Consider the following 17,946-nt stretch of genomic DNA (forward strand, 5'->3'; position numbering starts at 1 on the left):
GGGCCGTCATGCAGACTCCCCCGGCCTCGTTTTCACGGCGATGCCCCACGCCGCGAGCACGGCGATACCAAAGAACCAGGCCGCGCAGACCACCAGACCCGCAGCCCCGGTGCCGTTGACGGCCTCGCCGGCCGCGGATACGGGGGTGTGCCCGGCGATTCCGCGCAGGAGGGGACGGAAGTGGTCGGCGGGCATGAGCACCGTGTTGACGAACATCGCAACGATGATTAACGGGATGAGGGCCACGGAGCCCTGGGGGCTGGTGATGGAGAACGCGATGTACGTGCCGGTGCATGCGGCCGCCGCGGCAACCATCGCGCCGGTCACCGCGATCCTCCACCACCAGGACGCCTCAGGGGGGCTGTCGGAAAGCAAGGCGGCCACCGCCGCGACGACGACCGACATCGCCATGATCCGGATGAACTCAGCGATGATCCGTGCGACCGGCACGGCCGCGTACGGCGCCGGCATGGTGATCAACCGCTCGTGGAGGCCATTGCTGCGTTCAACGAACACAGTGGACGATCCCGTGATGGCCAAGATGAACGCCCACGTCGTCACGACCAGGATGACCGCGTTCGGGAGTTCGAACTCTCCGGTGAGCTGCCTGACCAGGCTACCGAACATGCGGTTGACGATGAACAGGTACACGAGCGGAGCAATGAACGTCATGAACCAGAAGTCGGGGCGCCGCAGCCAAATGTGGGCAATGCGCCGCAGATGCACGAAGATGGGGCCGATCATGATTCGCTCCTCGAGGTGAACCGGCGGATGAACAAGACGATTCCGGCGACCGCCGCGACACCGAGCCACAGGGCTGCCTCTTCCCCGGCACTATCCGGGAAGGCATCCGGGGACGCCGCCCTGATCACCTCGATGATCGGCGAAAACGGCATGTGACGTACGACGTCGCGCAGGGAGCCGTCCAAAGCGGTCGCCGGAATGAACGCGGTGGAGAACATGAGCAGCAGCATTTCCAGCGCCTGGATCGATGAGGCTGTCGACACCGGGGCGGGCACCATCAGGATCACCCCGTCCGTGACCAGGGACAGGACCGCGGCGGCGAGCAGTGACCACAGGACTGTCCACGCGACGTCACCGAGAGCCATGTCGAGGCCGCAGGACCACGCGACGACCAGCAGCGCCGCGATCGACGCGGACATCCGCAGCACATCGGTGGCGAGCCTGCCGGCGACATAGCCGCCTGTGGCCCCGGGCAGCACGCGCACGCGGTCAACGAGCCCGGATTCGACGTCCTGTCCCACCGCCATCGCCGACGCCGCGGCGGTGAACATCGCCGCCTGGAACAGGCAGCCGCCGAGCACGAAACGCAGGTACCCGAAGCCGGATTGCCCTGCCGAGTACCCAAACACCGCGTACAGGCACAGCAGGAAGAGGGGAGGAACGACGAACATGGAGATCAGCGACGCGGTGTTGCGTCGCAACAGCAGCAGATCCCGACGGAGGAACGCCGCGACCGACGTCGCACTCATCGCGCCGCACCCCCTGCGTTCATCGATATGAATACCTCGTTGAGGGTGGGTGGCGACACGCTCAGCGAATCCGGCAACGCTTCCGAGGCCTCCATCGCCTGCGCCACCGCCTCGAGGACCTGCGGTCCGGGGTCGACGTCGAGGGACACCGACTTCCCCGCGACGCGGACGCCGTCCAGGCACGTTCGTCCGAGGCAGCGGGCGAACGCCTCCGCCTCGGCGGTGGTGGCAAAGGACACGCGGAGCACGTGCGACCCGAAGTCGCGGCGCAATTCCTCCGGCGTTCCGCTGGCGACGATGCGGCGGTCCTTGAGCAGATGGACGTGGTCTGCCAGCGCCTCCGCCTCTTCCAGGTACTGGGTGGTCAGCACCAGGGTCATTCCGTCGTCCCGCAGTTGCCGGATGAAGCCCCACAGCTCTTCGCGGCTGACCGGGTCCAGCCCCGTCGTGGGTTCGTCGAGGAACAGCAGCCTGGGCACGACGCACAGCGACGCGGCGATGTCGAGACGGCGCCGCATGCCACCCGAATAGGCCGACGCCAACGTCGAAGCACTGTCTGCGAGCGAGAATTGCGCGAGCAGTTCCGTCGCGCGGGCGGCCGCGTCGGCGCGGTCGAGTCCGCGCAGCCGCCCGAAGAACTCCAGGTTCTCCCGGCCGGTGAGGTTCTCGTCGATCGCCGCGAATTGGCCGGTGGTGGCAATGTCGGCGCGCACGCCCGCCGGATCCTCTTTCACATCGCGCGAGAAGATGCTCACCTCGCCGGAGTCTGCGGTGATGAGCGTCGACAGGATTCGGATGAGGGTGGTCTTGCCTGCGCCGTTGTGGCCGAGGAACGACACGATCGACCCGGCGGGCACGGTGAAACTCACGCCGTCGAGCACATGCTTGCGCATCCGGGCGCCGCGCTTTCCCTTGCGCCCGCCGTCCGGCGGAGCACCTGCCCCGCCTTCGGGCGCGGTGCCGGCTTTGCCCGCAATCGGGTAGCTCTTCGTGAGGTCGCGGACGACGATCGCCGCACCCCGTTCAGCTTGATCCGTCATCGTTTCTCCTTTTCTTTGGTGTCGCAGTGGGCCGCTGCCGGCAGTGGCCCCGTGGTCGGGTTGTCATGCGGCGTTTCGATATGGATGCCCGCATCGCGGGCGAAGGCGAGGACCGGTTCGAGGAGCCGGGGGTGGCTGACGAGATCCCGGCACCCCGGCGCGACCGGCTTCCCCGCGACCGACGCAACGGTGGCGGCGGCAATGGCCGCGGTCATTTTGTAGGAACCCGGGCCAGTTGCCCGGACGACGGTTGTCTCGGCCGCCGGCCCCGCATCGCCCGCGCCGGCGTAGACGCAGCCCCAGAACGCCCGGATGAGCCCGCGGTTCTCCGAAACTTGGAAGATCACGCGATCGCCGGGGCCGATGCCGGCTTCAGCCAACCGAGTCGCAGCCGCCACCGCCTCCGCATGGACCCGGCCGTACGGGACGAGGACGTCCCGCCGATTCTCGACGAAGGTGATCCCCTTCTTCGTCTCATCGGCCTTGTCCCGAAGCACGTCGCTGATGGTCCGGATCGTGTTCACTGGTACCTCTTTCGGTTGCCGGCGCCATGCCGGTGCCGGGCGGACCGGGCCCGCATGGCGCGACCCGGAGGATGTGTCTGAAGGGTTGAAGCAACTGGGTGGGGCGCGTCTCCGTACAGGCTCGGAAACGCTCGCGGGCTCGGGGCCCGCCGGTTCCGGGTGCCCGTCAAGTCACTGCGGACACCAGGGCGGCAACGAAGGCCGCGGCGGACGCTGCAGCCGCGAAACCGTCACGCACTCGCCAGGGGTGATCGGTGCGGAAGGTACGTCGCGGATGGCGGCCGAAGTTGCGCATCACCAGGGTCAGGGACAGCTTTTCGGCGCAGCGCACGGCGCTGACGAACAGGGGAAAGGCGATGCGCGCGGGCGTCGTCGCGCGAATGAAGCCGGAGCGGAAAGACTGCCCCGGTCGCATCGAGCGCAATCTAATCGCCCATGTCAGCTGGGGGATTTCGCTGCGCAGGAACGCCGCGATGCTCACCCCGGAAATCGCTATGGTGCACCATGTGTAGGGCACCCGGAGGCGTTGCACCATGGCGTCGAAAAGCTCCTCGACGCGCATACACGCGGAGACCAGGACCGTCCCCGCAAACACGGCCGTCAGTAGCAGTCCGTGATGGATGCCGTGGCGGACAGCCTCCGCCGGATCCCCACTGCCGTAGAACTCGGAGCGCCACCCGAGCAGGCCGAAGAACACCCCGATCAACAGGACGAGGAGGACCTTCCCCGCCGTCGCCCGAACGTCGCGTTCCGCGATCGCAGCGAGTGCGAGGAACGCGACCCCCGTCAGAGCGAGAACGGCGTCTCCGCCGGAGAGCAGCCCGGCGACGAGGACGAGCATCACCGCCGCGACAATCGTGATGGCGTTCAACCCCGCGCGCCTTCGAGCGGCGGATCCACTGGTCCAGGGGCTTTCGTCCAAGGACGTCCGTGCGCCGGCCGCGGGCAGTGCGCGATCCCGCCGGGACGACTCCGGGGAAGCCGGCACGTCGGCTGCGGGACCGGACCAGGCGACCTTCCCTTCGGCGACGATGCTCGCCCGATCCGCCCACGTTCGCGCAGCACGGCGGTCGTGGCACGTGAACACAACGGTTCCGCCGGCCCCTGCGTATTCCGCTAGGGCATCCAGTACGATGCGCGAGCTCGGCGAATCCAGATGCGCCAACGGCTCGTCGAGAAGCAGCAAACGGCGATTGGCCGCCACCGCCAGGAAGATGCCCAACCGTCTTTTCTGTCCGCCCGACAGGACGAACGGCGAGACGGGGTCAAGTGCCCGGGGGCACAAGGCTTCCCGCAGTTTCCACAGCTCATCGGCGCCGAGTGGTCCGTGCGGGTCCGTGCCGGCCAGCGCGGAGTCGATTTCCGCGGCGACGGTCGCGCGGGTGAACTGGTGCTCGGGGTTCTGGAACGCCAACGACGCGAAGGCGTCGGGGACGCGCCGGGCGGACGCGCCGTCAATCCGGAGGTCCGCTCCCGCCTTCATCTGGCCCGACAGCACCGCCAGCAAGGTGGACTTACCGACTCCGTTGGCACCGACTAGGGCATGAATCTCGCCCCGTTCCAGTGTCAGATCGGCCCCGTTCAGGATCCGCTCCCTGCCCCGGGCCACATGGGCTCCGGTCAAGGCCAGCAGTGGAACGGCGTCCGCCTCCGATTCCGGATCGGCGCCATCCCCGGCTCCCCGGGGCCTTCGCCGCCGGTCCGGACTGAGACGGTCCGGTGCCCCCGTGCCCGGCGTACTGGCGTCCGGCGCTCCGGCGGTCGCGGCCGACGTCGCAATGCCCTTCACCGCGATACCCTCCGGCGCTCCGTGCGCGGCGACGCTCCCGTCCGCATCGAGGATTGTCACCGTGTCGACCCACCCGTCGAACGGACGGAGGTCGTGCTCGATGAGCAGGATGACGCGCCCCGGGGCCCGCAAATCACGGATGGCGGCGAACAGCGCCCGCCGACCGTCCTCGTCGACGTGGGCGGCGGGCTCGTCGAAGATCATGACCTCCGGCGCCCTGGCCACCGCACCAGCGATGGCCATCCGCTGGCGTTGCCCGCCCGACAAAGCCCACGGATCCTTCTCCGCGAGCTCTGACAGCCCGAGCTCCGATAGAGCCTCGGCTGATCGCTTGGCGACGATACCGGCTTCCACGAGGGAAAACTCGAGGGCCATGGCCACGTCATCGACGACTCGGAGCGTGAGCACCTGCGTCGCCGGGTCTTGCCCGACGAAGGTGACCCGGTCCCCGTCCACGGGGCGTTCGGTGCCGTCGGCATCGACGATGTGCACGAATCCGGCATGGTCGATGGGGATGTGCGAGGGAATCAGTCCAGCGATGAGGTGGGCCAGGCTTGTCTTTCCGCATCCCACGGGTCCCGTGATGGCGTTGATCGTGCCGAAATCGAAGGAGAGATCCACCATGTCGGGTGCCCATCGCCCATCGGCGTGCCGCACGCCCGCGCCCCTAACCCGTAACCGGGCCGGGGCCGTCCCGCGTGTCGCACCGGCGCACGCGGGTGCTCCGCCGGTCACCGGGTGACCCCGCGGCTGCGAAGCCCCTTTGCGACGGCAAAGCCCAGGACCAAAAACACCAAGCTCGAGGCCAAGGCTACGGCGAAGCTGATCAGGGTCATGGGCGTGGTCGGCGAGTCGACGCCAACTGCGCGCGGGGCCATCGTTCCCATCAGCGCGGAGAACAACATCGCCGACGCCACGAACTGGGTACGCGTCCACCGCCGGTACAGGGTGACCATGAATGGAAGCTCGATGAGCAATCCTTCCATGATCAGCGCCCCGATCGCGGCGACGCCGAACGGGGTGGTCGCCGCGGACACGACGCCCATGGCAAGGCACGCAATGAGGCTCGCGCCAGGCTTGCGGACGACGATGAGGGGAACGACGCACTGCAGGAACCACAACCCGAGCGTCGCCGCGACGAGATAAACGTGGGCGATGCCGGCGAACACCTGCAGGTAGGTCAGGGGCACGACGACGAGAGACCCCGCGACGCCGATCGCGGCGGCGACGAGCATATCGCGGGTGGATGGTCGGCCACCCGCTGCGACCGGTGCGACGTGTACCAACCGCCCGTCGTCCGTCTGCGACGCCACCGCGTCGCCGTCGCCCGTCCCGTCCGGGCCCGCGTCCCCGACTCCCCCTCCGGAGAGGGGTTCTCTGGTCGATCCACGTTTTCTGTTCATCGTCGCCGCCTCGCTTCCGTTGCCGATTCCCGATCGGAACATAACTTGAAACAGTATTAGGTTAGGCAATCCTTATCAACTTATGCCAGACTCGAATTATTGACTTTGCCCCCGCTTCCCCCCATTACGTTGTTAGCAGTTCCACCTCAGGGCACCGAAGATTCATAGCCTGTCCACCCGATTGGGCTGGTTATGTTTATTTCCGGTCCCTCCGTCTGAAAGGACAGTGGAACTAGTCGCTGGCTTCGGTATGGCTTGTTCCCGCCCCTGTCTGAAAATGATCCGGGGGTGATGCCGCCGAAGACAGTGACATCCTCAAACTGCTAATAGGAACCCGACCCAGCCCAGGTGGTATGAGGTCTCACAGTAATGTGGATGCCAGCGCAAGCATGTCCGACAACCCCAGCGATGAAGCTTAAATAGTCCAACTTCTCATTCATCGCTAGGAGGCATACACCCATGGCCTATGACTTCGTCATTGGCGTAGACGTCGGCAAATACTTCCACCACGCCTGCGTCCTCGATCCCCAAGGCAGGCAAGTCCTGTCCAAACGCATCAATCAGCATGAAGGCTCGCTACGCAAGCTCTTCGGCCAATTCCTCGCCGACAACGCCTCGGTCCTTGTTATTCCCAACAACATCGGCCGGTTGACCGTCGCAGTCGCCCAAGACATGGGGGCAGATGTTCGCCATCTACCAGGGCTTGCGATGCGGCAGCTCTCTCGCATCCACGTCGGCAACTCCAAGACCGATGTACGCGACGCCTACGTCATCGCCCATGCCGGTCTTAACCTTCCAGATTCCCTGCGCAGTGTCGACCGCGTTGAGGAAGTCTTTATCCAGCTGATTTAGGCCGTGACAGCGGCATCCTCCGAGATGGGCTCGATTCCCAGGCGGTTGAGCATGTAGAGCACGCGGGCGCCGAGGTCATCGGCCAGCTCGCGGGTCTCCTCCACGGTCTCGGCGGTGGCGATGTCCCAAATCTTGATGTCCTTGCCGGCCTCGTCGCGCGGGATCTCGCGGCCCAAGTACACGATGTAATCCGGGATGGTCACCAGACGCAGGTCCTCGAGGTAGCGGTCCGGGTGCTCCGCCATGCCGCGCTCTTGGAGCACGTGGGCCATGTGGGAGTCGGGGTCGTTTTCGGGGTGGGCTACGGCGGCGTCGACAAGCAGGGCCTCGCCGGCGTACTTCTTCGTCAGCGCTACGGCAGCCTGCGCCAGCGCGTGGTCAGCTCCTGCGGCGAAACGCACGTGGATGCGGTGGGTGCCGAAGTGCTCGCGGACCTCGCGCTCCACCATCACGGGGATGAACTCTTCTAAGGTTGCGCCGGCCTCGTGGCGCTCAATGGTGGCGTCGAGGAAGGAATCAATCTCCTGCGCGGTGTACTCGTGGCCATAATCTGCGTGCAAGTCTTGGCGCAACGTATCGAAACGGCGGGCATTCGGGGAAGTCATCTCTAAACTCACTTTCTGTTCGCCTATTGTTAACCTGCTGTTAACTTTAATCAATCGTTGAGCGTCCGACAAGTTTTATGTGCGGCGTCCCGGCCCCGTGCGCTGGCGAAACCTCCCAAAGAAAGGCCAAAGGCCTGCCGGGTGTTCCGGCAGGCCTTCCTGGATTGTTCCTTCTTCTTATCGGGAATGCGCGTTGCGCGACTGCGCAGCTTGAGGTGTTCCTCGAGCCGCTCCGGGGACATCTTCCACATGCTGCGGTCTGCACGCTTCTTCTTGCGCTGGGCCATGCCGTCACCTCCTTCCATCGAGGTGTCTCAGCATAGCGCGCCACGGGGACTAACCCGTACAGGCCGCACGCGGCTTAGTGGCCGCGCTCCTGTTCCAGGGCCTTGCCCTCATTCCAGAACGGGGCCAGCTTGTTATCGAACATGCTCAGCGCGGACGCGATGGCCATATGCATATCCAGGTACTGGTAGGTGCCCAGGCGGCCACCAAAAAGAACCTGGTTCTCGCGGGCCTCAGCGGCGGCGAGCCTGCGGTAGGCCTCCAGCTTGGAGCGGTCCTCCGGGGTGTTGATCGGGTAGTACGGCTCATCGCCCTTCTCGGCAAAGCGCGAGTACTCCTTCATAATCACCGTCTTGTCCTTGGGGTACTTATCGGCGCGCTCCGGGTGGAAGTGGCGGAACTCGTGGATGCGGGTGTAGTCCACGTCCGCATCGTTGTAGTTCATCACCGGGGTGCCCTGGAAGTCACCGGTCTCCAGCACCTCCAGGTCGAAGTCCAGCGTGCGCCAGCCCAGCTCACCCTCGGCGAAGTCGAAGTAGCGATCCAGTGGGCCGGTGTAGACCACCGGCGCGCTTGGCGACGCCCCCCGCACCTCCTCGCGCACGTCGAACCAGTCGGTGCCCAGACGGACGTCGATAAGCTCGTGCTCCGCCATCTTCTCCAGCCAGGCCGCGTAGCCGTCGACGGGCAGGCCCTCGTAGGTGTCGTTGAAGTAGCGGTTGTTGAAGGTATAGCGCACCGGCAGGCGCGTGATGTTGCCGGCCGGCAGCTCCTTCGGGTCGGTCTGCCACTGCTTGGCCGTGTAATCACGGATGAAAGCCTCGTAGAGCGGGCGGCCAATGAGCGCGATGGCCTTCTCCTCCAGGTTCTGCGCCTCATCTACGGCGAACTCGCCGGCCTGCTCCTTGATGAGCTCACGCGCCTCATCCGGGGAGTAATAGCGGCCGAAGAACTGGTTAATCAGGCCCAGGCCCATGGGGAACTGGTAGGCCGTGCCGTCGTGCATGGCGAAGACGCGGTGCTGGTAGTCGGTGAAGTCGGTGAACTGGTTGCAGTACTCCCACACGCGCTTGTTCGAGGTGTGGAAGAGGTGCGCGCCGTACTTGTGGACCTCGATGCCGGTCTCCGGCTCGGCCTCCGAGTAGGCGTTGCCGCCCAGGTGCTCGCGGCGCTCGACGATGAGCACCTTCTTGCCCAGCTGGGAGGCTGCGCGCTCGGCCACGGTCAGGCCGAAGAATCCAGATCCAACAACGATGAGGTCATATGCAGTCATGGCCACCAGCTTAAGGCAGCAACACGTGCAAAACGGCGGGTGACACCCAAGCGAGGAAACTCGCGTGTCACACCTTCTTTCACTCCAACACCTGACGTACCATCTGTCCCGTTAGTTAACTTTTTGCGCTTCTCTTAACCTTGTGGCGCCACCATCCTAGGGAGTAACAGTGCACCTCAAACGTCGTCTTGTTCCCGCGAAATCGACGTGGTCAACGCCGGTTATCGCCACGGTCACCTCGATCGCTGTGGTCGCTGCCGCAGCCGTGGGCGGCCAAACCCTCATCCAGACCCAGGAAGCGGGCAACGGCCCCATCGAAGTGAGCTCGGCCTCCGAAACCTTCGGTTCTGGCGAAACGGTCGTGGTGGATGACCCGGCCATCGCAGCCCAGGGCGAGGGCGAAGGCCCGCGCGCCGTCAAGCAATTCCACCGCGATGAGACCTTCTCCTCCTTCGCCGTCACGTGGAAGGGCACGCGCGATGTCGCGGCCTTCGTCCGCGCGAAGCAGCCGGACGGGTCCTGGTCCGAGTGGTACGACATGGACTCGATGTCCTACAACAACGATGACCCCAACGCCACGAACGGCACCGAGCTCATCTTCGTGGGCGATACCAACGACGTGCAGGTCTCCATCAACAACGTAGACTTGGTGACAGGGTCGAACTTGGATGAAAAACTCACCGAGTCCCCCGTTGAGGACGCCGCGCTTGACGACGCCTCCTTCAACGTCGGCGACATCGCCCCCGTTGCCGAGACCGAAGAGCTTCCGGCCAACAGCGACGTCGAAGGCCTCGAGGCTGTCTTCATGGACGGCAACGCCCAGGAGGGCGAGGGCATTGAGCCAACCGCTGAGACCGACGGCATGCCGCGCGTGGTTTCGCGCGCCGGCTGGGGCGCGAATGAGAACATCCGCTGCAAGGGCGCCGACTACGACGACGGTGTGAAGGCCATCGCGCTTCACCACACCGCGGGTTCCAATAACTACACCCGCGCGCAAGCAGCCGCGCAGGTGCGCGCTGCTTACCAGTACCACGCGCAAAACTTGGGCTGGTGCGATATCGGATACAACGCGCTGGTGGATAAGTACGGCACTATCTACGAGGGCCGCTACGGCGGTCTCGCTAAAGCTGTGCAGGGTGCGCACATCGGCGGCTTTAACAAGAACACGTGGGGTATTTCCATGATCGGCAACTACGAGACTGCGCAGCCGACGGAAGCCCTCTTGGAATCTGTCACCGACCTCGCCGGCTGGAAGGGCGCCATTTCCGGTGTCGATCCGACCTCCCGCGTCTCCCTTCGCTCGGAAGGCTTCGGTGGTTCGCGCTACCCGGCTGGTGCCCCTGCCCCGGTCTACGGCCTTTTCGGGCACAGCGACGTTCACTTCACTGCCTGCCCGGGGCGCTACACCATCGCCCAGTGGCCGAAGATCCGCCAGGCGGCGCACAAGAAGTACCTCGCCATCAAGTCGGGCGCGTCGGGCTCGACGTCAACGGACTGGGGCAGCGGCAATACCTCTACCCCAGACTCCTCTGGCTCTGCGCCGAAAAACAATGCGCCGTCTGCTCCCGCACCGGCTGCCCCGGCACAGGAGGCAACGTCCTCGCTGGGTGATACCGAAATCCCGATGGGCACCATCACCGCACTAGTCGGCCTGGCTGGCACGCTCTTCGCCATCATGTACGCCCGCTCGGACCAGCAGATTGACACGGATAAGACGGTCAATGGCCTGCCGGTGGAGCAGATCCCGGGCATCGTGACCAAGGTGTTGGCCCTGAGCAAGAACAAAGGCCTGAAGCAAACGTGGACGGCAGTTCTCAATGCCTTCGGCCCAGCACTTGGCCTGGCAGTTGGCGGTCCGGATGAGTCGGCAGGCATCATCTACCAGCTCTTCCAAAACGGCGTCGTGCTCAGTTCCGAAGACACCGGTACGCACGCGCTCGTGGGACGCATCGCCAAGGAATGGGCGTCTGGCAACAACTCGGCAACGCTCGGCTTGCCGACGTCCGACGAAGTCCCCACCGGCCTCGGCAAGGAAGTCCGCGTGCAGTTCCAGGGCGGATCCATTGTCTACAACCCGGAGACTGAGCAGATTCAGGTCTTCACGGACTAATCCCCAAACACCCCTAGCCGCGTTTAGCTAGGGGTGCCGCCGTTGTGTCACTCATTGCTTTCAGTCACGCTTCGACGAGGTGGGCCGTCGCCTAGCGTGAGCGTGTGGGATCGCCGATGTGGCGGGAGCCACCCGGTGGCTTCCGCTTCGGCATTGTTGAGGGTTTAAATATCCGGTGGCGCTCCGCCCAAGACGCCCCCAGTGACCTGCTGCTTCAACGCCGCTTGCGCTGCCTGATACGCCGGCTGGGAAGTAATCGGCTCCGCCCACGGTGGCACATAATCCACCCCACCCCGCAGCCTGAAGACATAACCAGCACCCGTCGGCTTATCCGGATCATCATCATTGATGCCGTTGTGATAAGCACACAACATCGTCAAATTCGGTGGATCCGTCGCCCCACCCGCCTTCCACGGCACTAAATGATGCACCTGACAATAATCAGCCGGCTTATTACACCCCTCACGCGCACACGTCGGATGCTCCGCACTGGCCATAATCCGCTGCTCAAACCCAGCCAAACGCCGCACCCTGTGCAACCACACCGGCCCAATCGTTGGATGCACCAACGTCACATACCCAACCTCAGCAAACTTATAAGTGACAAACTCCCGGCCAGTCATCCGCCCACCATTGGTGAGTACTAGCTCAATATCATCGCCCTCACCCCGCACAATCCGTTCCAACTCATCCAAGGTCACCACCACATTGGTAGCCACCGCAGGCTTAGAACCGCCATGCGCCTTATTAAAGAACACCTGACCTGCCGCATCCAACAAATCAGCCGGATTAATCGACTCCAATGTCCCGCGCATCTCACTAATGCGCAACGCTGAATCAGTAATCGTCAACGAATGCGGACCCGACGCCCGATACGTCAACCTCACCCCAGGTTCAGGCACCCGCCGCGGCCGCAACTGCTTCAACCTCTCCCTCGCCACCTTCGGGATACGGTCTGCTGGAGTCCCCGCCAAGCGGACACGCAGATTCCACGCATCCAACTCTTTTTTCACCTTAGCGGTATAGGACTCAATCAAACTCAACGTCGCCACATCATGCCTGTGAGAAGCAGCAGCCGCACGCGCTTGGCGCTGTTTACCTGTAAAACGCGTCGGCCCAAAATACACCCCATACAACCCAGCCAACTCCGCAGCATCAGCCCTTGATGCACCACGCGCGCATAAATCATCCACACTGCCTACCGCAAGCCCCACAAGCTCCAACCCCGACCTGCGATAGGAGAAATAAGTCTCCAAATCCCCCATGCGACAAAGATTAAAACACCACCACCCACCCCGCAACCGGAGGCAGAAAACCCTCAGGTTCCGCCACAAATAGGGCCGGTAGCGCGGGGTTTCACGGCCACAGCAAAGCGGGGTACAGCAGTGCTAGAACCAGCGCTCGAGGACCTTTGCCACGCCTGCTTGGTGGTGCGCTAGCGTCACCGTATCTGCGGCCGCCGCGACATCCGGGTGAGCGTTTTCCATGGCAACACCGCACCCGGCCCACTCGAGCATCTCGATGTCATTGGGCATATCACCGAATGCGATGATCTCCTCGCGAGCAATACCATGGTGCTCGGCCAACCACTTAATTCCACGGCGCTTCGTCACGTTGGGGGCCGCGACCTCGAGGATGCCCTCGGACATTGAGTAAGTCACGTGGGCAAGCTCGGGATCGATGTGCGGAGCAATAAGCTCGTAGAGCTCCGGCGCGGAGAACGCCGTATTGCGGATCAACAGTTTGACCGCCGGACGAGACACCAACTCCCCCACGCTGACCAGTCCAAAGCCTTCGAAGAGTGCGTTCTCCGAATAGTGCGACTCAACGACGAAGAGTTCCTCAACCGGATCCATAACCGAGCCTCCCGTGCGTTCCGCACCGAAGCCAACGCCGCCATGGGGCTCGAGTACCTTGGTCGCCACCTCCACGATTTCCGCGAGGGCCTGCGGCGAGAGCTCGTGGGCGGAAAGCACGCGGTCTTCCGCCGAGTCATAAATCACCGCGCCATTTGATGTCACGCACACTGGGCGCACGGTCAGCTGCTCCAGCACGGGCATGATCCAGCGGAAGGGCCGGCCAGTTGCCAAGGCGAACGCGCTGCCCGCAGCTACCGCGCGGGCCACTGCTTCGCGGTTTCGACGGGGAACTCGGTGGTTCCGGTCCAATAAGGTGCCGTCGATATCACTAATGATGAGGCGCGGAGCGCGGTCCGAAAATACGTCACTGGCCATAGCCCCGAGTCTACGTCAGGGCGACACGCTCAATGGCGTGCCCGCAACGCGAGTAACCACCACAGCGCTAAACCCCCGCCACCGCGTTGCACCCCGCCGCAATCCGTCACACCTAAAACGACGAAAGCGGCCGCCACGATAATGCTCGTGACGGCCGCGTCTTCGTGCAAAGACGCCTGGTTAGCTCTTAGGCGATAACGTCATCATCATCAACGTCTTCCCAGTTCAAGGAACGCTTGATGGCGCGCTTCCAGTCGCGGTAGAGAGCCTCGACTTCTTCCTTCTCGCGCTGTGGCTTCCAGACCTTGAAGTCTCCCTGCTGGGAGCCCAGCACGCTGAGGTCATCCCAGAAGCCGGAGTCCAAGCCGGCGGCAAAGGCCGCACCGGTGGCGGTGGTCTCCACGTTCTTCGGGCGGTGAACCTCCACGCCGAGCATGTCTGCCTGGAATTGCATGAGTAGCTCGTTCATGGTCATGCCGCCGTCGACTCGCAGCTCGGTGATCTCCACACCGGAATCAGCAACCATGGCGTCAGCGACGTCACGGGTCTGGTACGCGGTGGACTCCAGGACCGCGCGGGCCAGGTGCTTGCGATTGGCGTAGCGGGTCAAGCCCACGATGACACCGCGGGCATCCGGGCGCCAGTACGGAGCGAAGAGTCCAGAGAAGGCCGGCACGATGTAGACGCCGCCGTTGTCCTTAACCTCACGCGCCATGTTCTCGATGGAGGCGGAGTTCGGGATGATCTGCAGGTTGTCACGCAGCCACTGCACCAAGGAACCACCCATGGAGACGGAACCCTCGAGCGCGTAGACAGGACGCTCGCCCTCGCGCTGGAAGCACACGGTGGTGAGCAGGCCGTTCTCAGAGAACTTCGGGGTGGTACCGGTGTTGAGCAGGAGGAACAGGCCGGTGCCGTAAGTGTTCTTCGCAGAACCCGGGCGGAAACAGCCCTGGCCGAACATGGCGGCCTGCTGGTCACCCAAGATAGCGCGAATCGGTACACCGGACAGCGAGCCGCGCTCGCGGACAGTACGGAAGTCACCCAGGGACGGGCGGATCTCCGGGAGCATGGAGGTCGGGATCCCCATCTCCTTGCACAGTTCCTCATCCCACTCGAGCTTCTCAATATCCATGAGAAGGGTCCGGGAGGCATTGGTGACGTCGGTGGCGTGGAGGGCCTCTTGGCCGTTGTCGCCGTCGGCACCGCCGGTGAGGTTCCACAGCAGCCAGGTATCGATGGTGCCGAAGAGAAGTTCGCCGGCCTCAGCGCGCTCGCGCGCGCCCTCGACGTTATCGAGGATCCACTTCACCTTCGGACCGGCCGGGTAAGAGTTGATGATGAGGCCGGTGCGGCGGCGCCACTTGTCCGCGCCCTCGTCGCCGGCGAGCTCCTTACAAATCTCGGTGGTGCGGGTGTCCTGCCAGACAATGGCGTTGTACACCGGCTTGCCCGTGTTCTTGTCCCACACAACGGTGGTCTCGCGCTGATTAGTAATACCGAGGGCGGCGATGTCTTCGACGTTGATGTCGCCGTTGGCCAAAGCCTCACCCACCGCGCGGCGGGTGTTGCTCCAGATTTCCTCCGGGTCATGCTCGACCCAGCCCTTCTCCGGGAAGATCTGCTCGTGCTCGAGCTGGCCGACGGACACCTGTTCGCCGTCGTGGTTGAAAATAATGCAGCGGGTAGACGTGGTTCCCTGATCAATTGCTGCTACGTAGCTCTTGGTAGACATTGTTTTCTCCTTGTCGGGGTTGGTTTAAAGAACCATGGACAACAGGCCAACGGCGACGGCCGCCAGCATCGGTGCAACTACCGGGACCCATGCATAGCCCCAGTTGGCGTCTCCCTTGTCCTTAATGGGAAGGACGAAGGCGTACATGATGCGGGGGCCAAGGTCACGGACCGGGTTAATCGCGTAGCCAGTGGCGGTGCCGAGGGACAGACCAATAGAGACGATGACGAAGGCAACACCGAAGTAGCTCAGCGGGCCCAGCTCTCCTCCGGTTGGGCCGAATGCGATGAACATGAGCAGCACGCAGGTAGCAATGAACTCGGTAACCGCGTTCCACCCGTTATTCGGGTGCGCGGGCTTGGTAAAGAAGATGCCCCCGGTGTTCTTGTTCGCGCCGGTGACGTTGCCGGCTTCGTCGAGGTTGTTGGCGTCGAAAAGCTGCTTAAAGGTAGCCCAGGCAAGGAATGCACCAAGCATGGCGCCGAGAATCTGCCCCAGCAGGTAGTAGGGAACGAGGCTCCATTCGAGGGAACCATTCACGGCCAGCATGATGGTGACCGCCGGGTTGAGGTGGCCACCGGTGGGGTCGGCAACACTAGCGCCGATGAACACCGCGAGGCCCCAGCCCATAGCGATGACGATCCAATCCGAACCGCGTGCGCCCGAGGTTCGAAGGTTAACAACAGCGCATACGCCGTTACCGAGCAGGAGCAGCAGCGCAGTGCCGATGAACTCCCACAGGAATGCATCCATTCCGGTCATTAGATGTCCTTTCTTATCTGCCTAGGCCAAGGGCCCAGCGAGGGATATCCACCGCTCGCTGGGCCCCGTGACTTTTAGGCTTCTTCCTTGGTGGCTCGTGCGCTTCCTGCGCGCTCGAGGATGTCATTTGCCTCACGGTCGGTCAGCGCTGCCTCGGCGGCGAGCTCTGCCTCGGTGTGCTTGGTGAAGTGGGAGACTTCGCGCTCAATATCGGCCTGATCCCAGCCCAGCAGCGGGGCAACGAATTCAGCGATCGGCTGCGCAGCGGCAACGCCGCGGTCGGCGAACTCGATGGCCACGCGCAGACGACGGGTCACGATGTCGTCGATGTGCAGGGCGCCCTCGTGGGTCACGGCGTAGCGCACCTCTGCCCAGATGTAGCTCTCGGCGCCTGGAACCGGCTCGAGAAGCGTAGCGTCCTCAGCAGCCGGGGCGAGCACCTCGCCGATCAGCGAGCCATAGCGGCCGAGCAGGTGCTCGATGCGGTCTTCGCTGAGGTTATAGCGGCGAGCCAGCGCCGGTACCTGGTTGGCCAGCGCGTGGTAACCATCCGCGCCCAGAATCGGGGTGCGCTCGGTAACGGACTCGGACACCTTGGAACCCAGCTCCTTCACGGCCAGGTCCACGGCGTCCTTACCAATGACGCGGTAGGTGGTGTACTTGCCGCCGGCGACGGAGACCATGCCCGGTGCCACGCGGGCCACGGCGTGGTTGCGGGAAAGGTTGGTGGTGGAATCGGACTTGCCGGACAGCAGCGGGCGCAGGCCGGAGTACACGCCGACGATGTCATCGCGGGTGATCTTGTTGCGCACGCGCTGGTTGACCTGGTCCAGGATGTAGTCAATATCCGCCTTGGTCGGGGCCGGATCCGGCAGGGATAGGCCCTTTTCCCAATCGGTGTCGGTGGTACCGATGATCCAGTATTCGCCCCACGGGATGACGAAGAGCACGGACTTTTCGGTGACGAAGCACAGCGCGGCTTCCGCGTCGAGGGCATCCTTCGGAACCACGATGTGCACGCCCTTGGAGGCATGAACCGTGAACTTTCCTTCGACGCCGGCCATCTGCTGAATCTTGTCGTTCCACACGCCGGTCGCGTTGATGAAAACCTTGCCTTTGACGGTGGCCTCGCGGCTGGTTTCCAGGTCGCGGACCTTCGCAGCGGTGACGCGTCCGCGGGCGTCCTTCTCAAAGCCAATCACCTCAGTGCCGGTACGCACGTTGGCCCCGTATTCGGCGGCGGTGCGCAGGACGGTCATGGTGTGGCGGGCGTCGTCGACAAGCGTGTCGTAGTAGCGCACGCCACCGACGACGGCGTCCTCCTTGAGGCCCGGGGTCACTTTCAGCACGCCCTTACGGGTGAGGTGCTTCTGCATCGGAACGCTCTTGGCGCCACCCATGAGGTCATAGAGGGTAAAGCCGCCAAACATCATGACGCGCTCCCAGCCGCGGTGGGTCAGCGGGAAGATGAACTTCAGCGGCTTCACCAGGTGCGGTGCAAGAGTGGACATGTTGAGCTCGCGCTCCTTGAGGGACTCCGCCACCAGGCGGAAATCAAACATGGCCAGGTAGCGCAGGCCACCGTGGAACATCTTGGAGGAGCGCGACGAGGTGCCAGCGGCGAAGTCGCGGGCCTCGAGCACAGCCGTCTTCAGGCCACGAGTGGCCGCATCCACGGCGGCGCCGGCGCCTACGGAACCTCCGCCGATGATGACGACGTCATAATCCTCGGTGGAGTAGTCGTTCCAGGTCTTTTCAAAATACTCAGGGTTGAAGCTTGTAATACTCGTCGTGCTCATTGTTGACTGAGTCTCCTCTCTCGCTGCACGGCGTCAGAAAGT

15 protein-coding genes and 1 pseudogene are annotated in these 17,946 nt (G+C 63.9%); 2 read left to right on the forward strand and 14 right to left on the reverse strand.

Annotated elements, in window-relative coordinates; genetic code table 11:
- Positions 1–6: 6 nt before the first annotated feature.
- From HMPREF2912_RS06905 to HMPREF2912_RS06930, 6 genes are all read right to left on the reverse strand, one after another.
- On the reverse strand, positions 7–744 hold the full coding sequence (locus HMPREF2912_RS06905; RefSeq protein WP_070523826.1) for an ABC transporter permease: 738 nt from the start codon (positions 742–744) through the stop codon (positions 7–9).
- Positions 741–1,493, reverse strand: a complete 753-nt coding sequence (locus HMPREF2912_RS06910) for an ABC transporter permease (protein WP_070517740.1) — start codon at positions 1,491–1,493, stop codon at positions 741–743. Before HMPREF2912_RS06910 ends, HMPREF2912_RS06905 begins: the two co-directional genes overlap by 4 nt.
- Positions 1,490–2,533, reverse strand: a complete 1,044-nt coding sequence (locus tag HMPREF2912_RS06915; RefSeq protein ID WP_070531848.1) for an ABC transporter ATP-binding protein — start codon at positions 2,531–2,533, stop codon at positions 1,490–1,492. The genes HMPREF2912_RS06910 and HMPREF2912_RS06915 overlap by 4 nt, the downstream gene beginning before the upstream one ends.
- The gene (locus tag HMPREF2912_RS13215) at positions 2,530–3,057 is read right to left on the reverse strand and encodes a hypothetical protein (protein WP_246816483.1); all 528 of its coding nucleotides are present in this window, start codon (positions 3,055–3,057) and stop codon (positions 2,530–2,532) included. Before HMPREF2912_RS13215 ends, HMPREF2912_RS06915 begins: the two co-directional genes overlap by 4 nt.
- A 166-nt stretch (positions 3,058–3,223) precedes the next feature.
- Complete coding sequence (locus HMPREF2912_RS06925; protein ID WP_232770745.1) at positions 3,224–5,470, reverse strand: ATP-binding cassette domain-containing protein; 2,247 nt, start codon at positions 5,468–5,470, stop codon at positions 3,224–3,226.
- 107 nt (positions 5,471–5,577) lie between these two features.
- A complete protein-coding gene (locus HMPREF2912_RS06930; protein ID WP_230307979.1) occupies positions 5,578–6,081 on the reverse strand; it encodes an ECF transporter S component in 504 nt (167 codons plus the stop codon).
- A 627-nt stretch (positions 6,082–6,708) separates the two neighbouring features.
- Here HMPREF2912_RS06930 and HMPREF2912_RS06935 point away from each other — a divergent pair.
- Positions 6,709–7,095: pseudogene (locus tag HMPREF2912_RS06935) on the forward strand (IS110 family transposase); the annotation flags it as partial.
- A gap of 2 nt (positions 7,096–7,097) precedes the next feature.
- Here the strand turns inward: HMPREF2912_RS06935 and HMPREF2912_RS06940 are convergent.
- From HMPREF2912_RS06940 to glf, 3 genes are all read right to left on the reverse strand, one after another.
- Entirely contained in the window at positions 7,098–7,706 is a 609-nt protein-coding gene (locus HMPREF2912_RS06940) for a three-helix bundle dimerization domain-containing protein (protein WP_046647606.1), read from the reverse strand.
- Positions 7,707–7,756: 50 nt separating this feature from the next.
- Positions 7,757–7,993 (reverse strand): hypothetical protein, encoded by a 237-nt coding sequence (locus HMPREF2912_RS06945; RefSeq protein WP_046647607.1) that lies wholly within the window; start codon positions 7,991–7,993, stop codon positions 7,757–7,759.
- A gap of 74 nt (positions 7,994–8,067) precedes the next feature.
- Positions 8,068–9,264 (reverse strand): UDP-galactopyranose mutase, encoded by a 1,197-nt coding sequence (glf, locus tag HMPREF2912_RS06950; protein WP_070624348.1) that lies wholly within the window; start codon positions 9,262–9,264, stop codon positions 8,068–8,070.
- Between the two features lie 169 nt (positions 9,265–9,433).
- Between glf and HMPREF2912_RS06955 the strand changes: the two genes are divergently transcribed.
- A complete protein-coding gene (locus HMPREF2912_RS06955) occupies positions 9,434–11,374 on the forward strand; it encodes an N-acetylmuramoyl-L-alanine amidase (RefSeq protein WP_070683678.1) in 1,941 nt (646 codons plus the stop codon).
- A 164-nt stretch (positions 11,375–11,538) separates the two neighbouring features.
- Here the strand turns inward: HMPREF2912_RS06955 and HMPREF2912_RS06960 are convergent, their stop codons facing one another.
- From HMPREF2912_RS06960 to HMPREF2912_RS06980, 5 genes are all read right to left on the reverse strand, one after another.
- The gene (locus tag HMPREF2912_RS06960) at positions 11,539–12,639 is read right to left on the reverse strand and encodes an HNH endonuclease signature motif containing protein (protein ID WP_070624350.1); all 1,101 of its coding nucleotides are present in this window, start codon (positions 12,637–12,639) and stop codon (positions 11,539–11,541) included.
- Between the two features lie 123 nt (positions 12,640–12,762).
- On the reverse strand, positions 12,763–13,608 hold the full coding sequence (locus HMPREF2912_RS06965) for a Cof-type HAD-IIB family hydrolase (RefSeq protein WP_070624351.1): 846 nt from the start codon (positions 13,606–13,608) through the stop codon (positions 12,763–12,765).
- Between the two features lie 187 nt (positions 13,609–13,795).
- Complete coding sequence (gene glpK, locus HMPREF2912_RS06970) at positions 13,796–15,343, reverse strand: glycerol kinase GlpK (RefSeq protein ID WP_070624352.1); 1,548 nt, start codon at positions 15,341–15,343, stop codon at positions 13,796–13,798.
- Positions 15,344–15,367: 24 nt separating this feature from the next.
- Positions 15,368–16,105 (reverse strand): MIP/aquaporin family protein, encoded by a 738-nt coding sequence (locus tag HMPREF2912_RS06975; protein WP_070531827.1) that lies wholly within the window; start codon positions 16,103–16,105, stop codon positions 15,368–15,370.
- Positions 16,106–16,179: 74 nt separating this feature from the next.
- Positions 16,180–17,904 (reverse strand): glycerol-3-phosphate dehydrogenase/oxidase, encoded by a 1,725-nt coding sequence (locus HMPREF2912_RS06980; RefSeq protein WP_070683680.1) that lies wholly within the window; start codon positions 17,902–17,904, stop codon positions 16,180–16,182.
- Positions 17,905–17,946 lie beyond the last annotated feature (42 nt).

The sequence above is a fragment of the Corynebacterium sp. HMSC056E09 genome (assembly GCF_001813425.1).
GTDB classification, from domain to species: domain Bacteria; phylum Actinomycetota; class Actinomycetes; order Mycobacteriales; family Mycobacteriaceae; genus Corynebacterium; species Corynebacterium hesseae.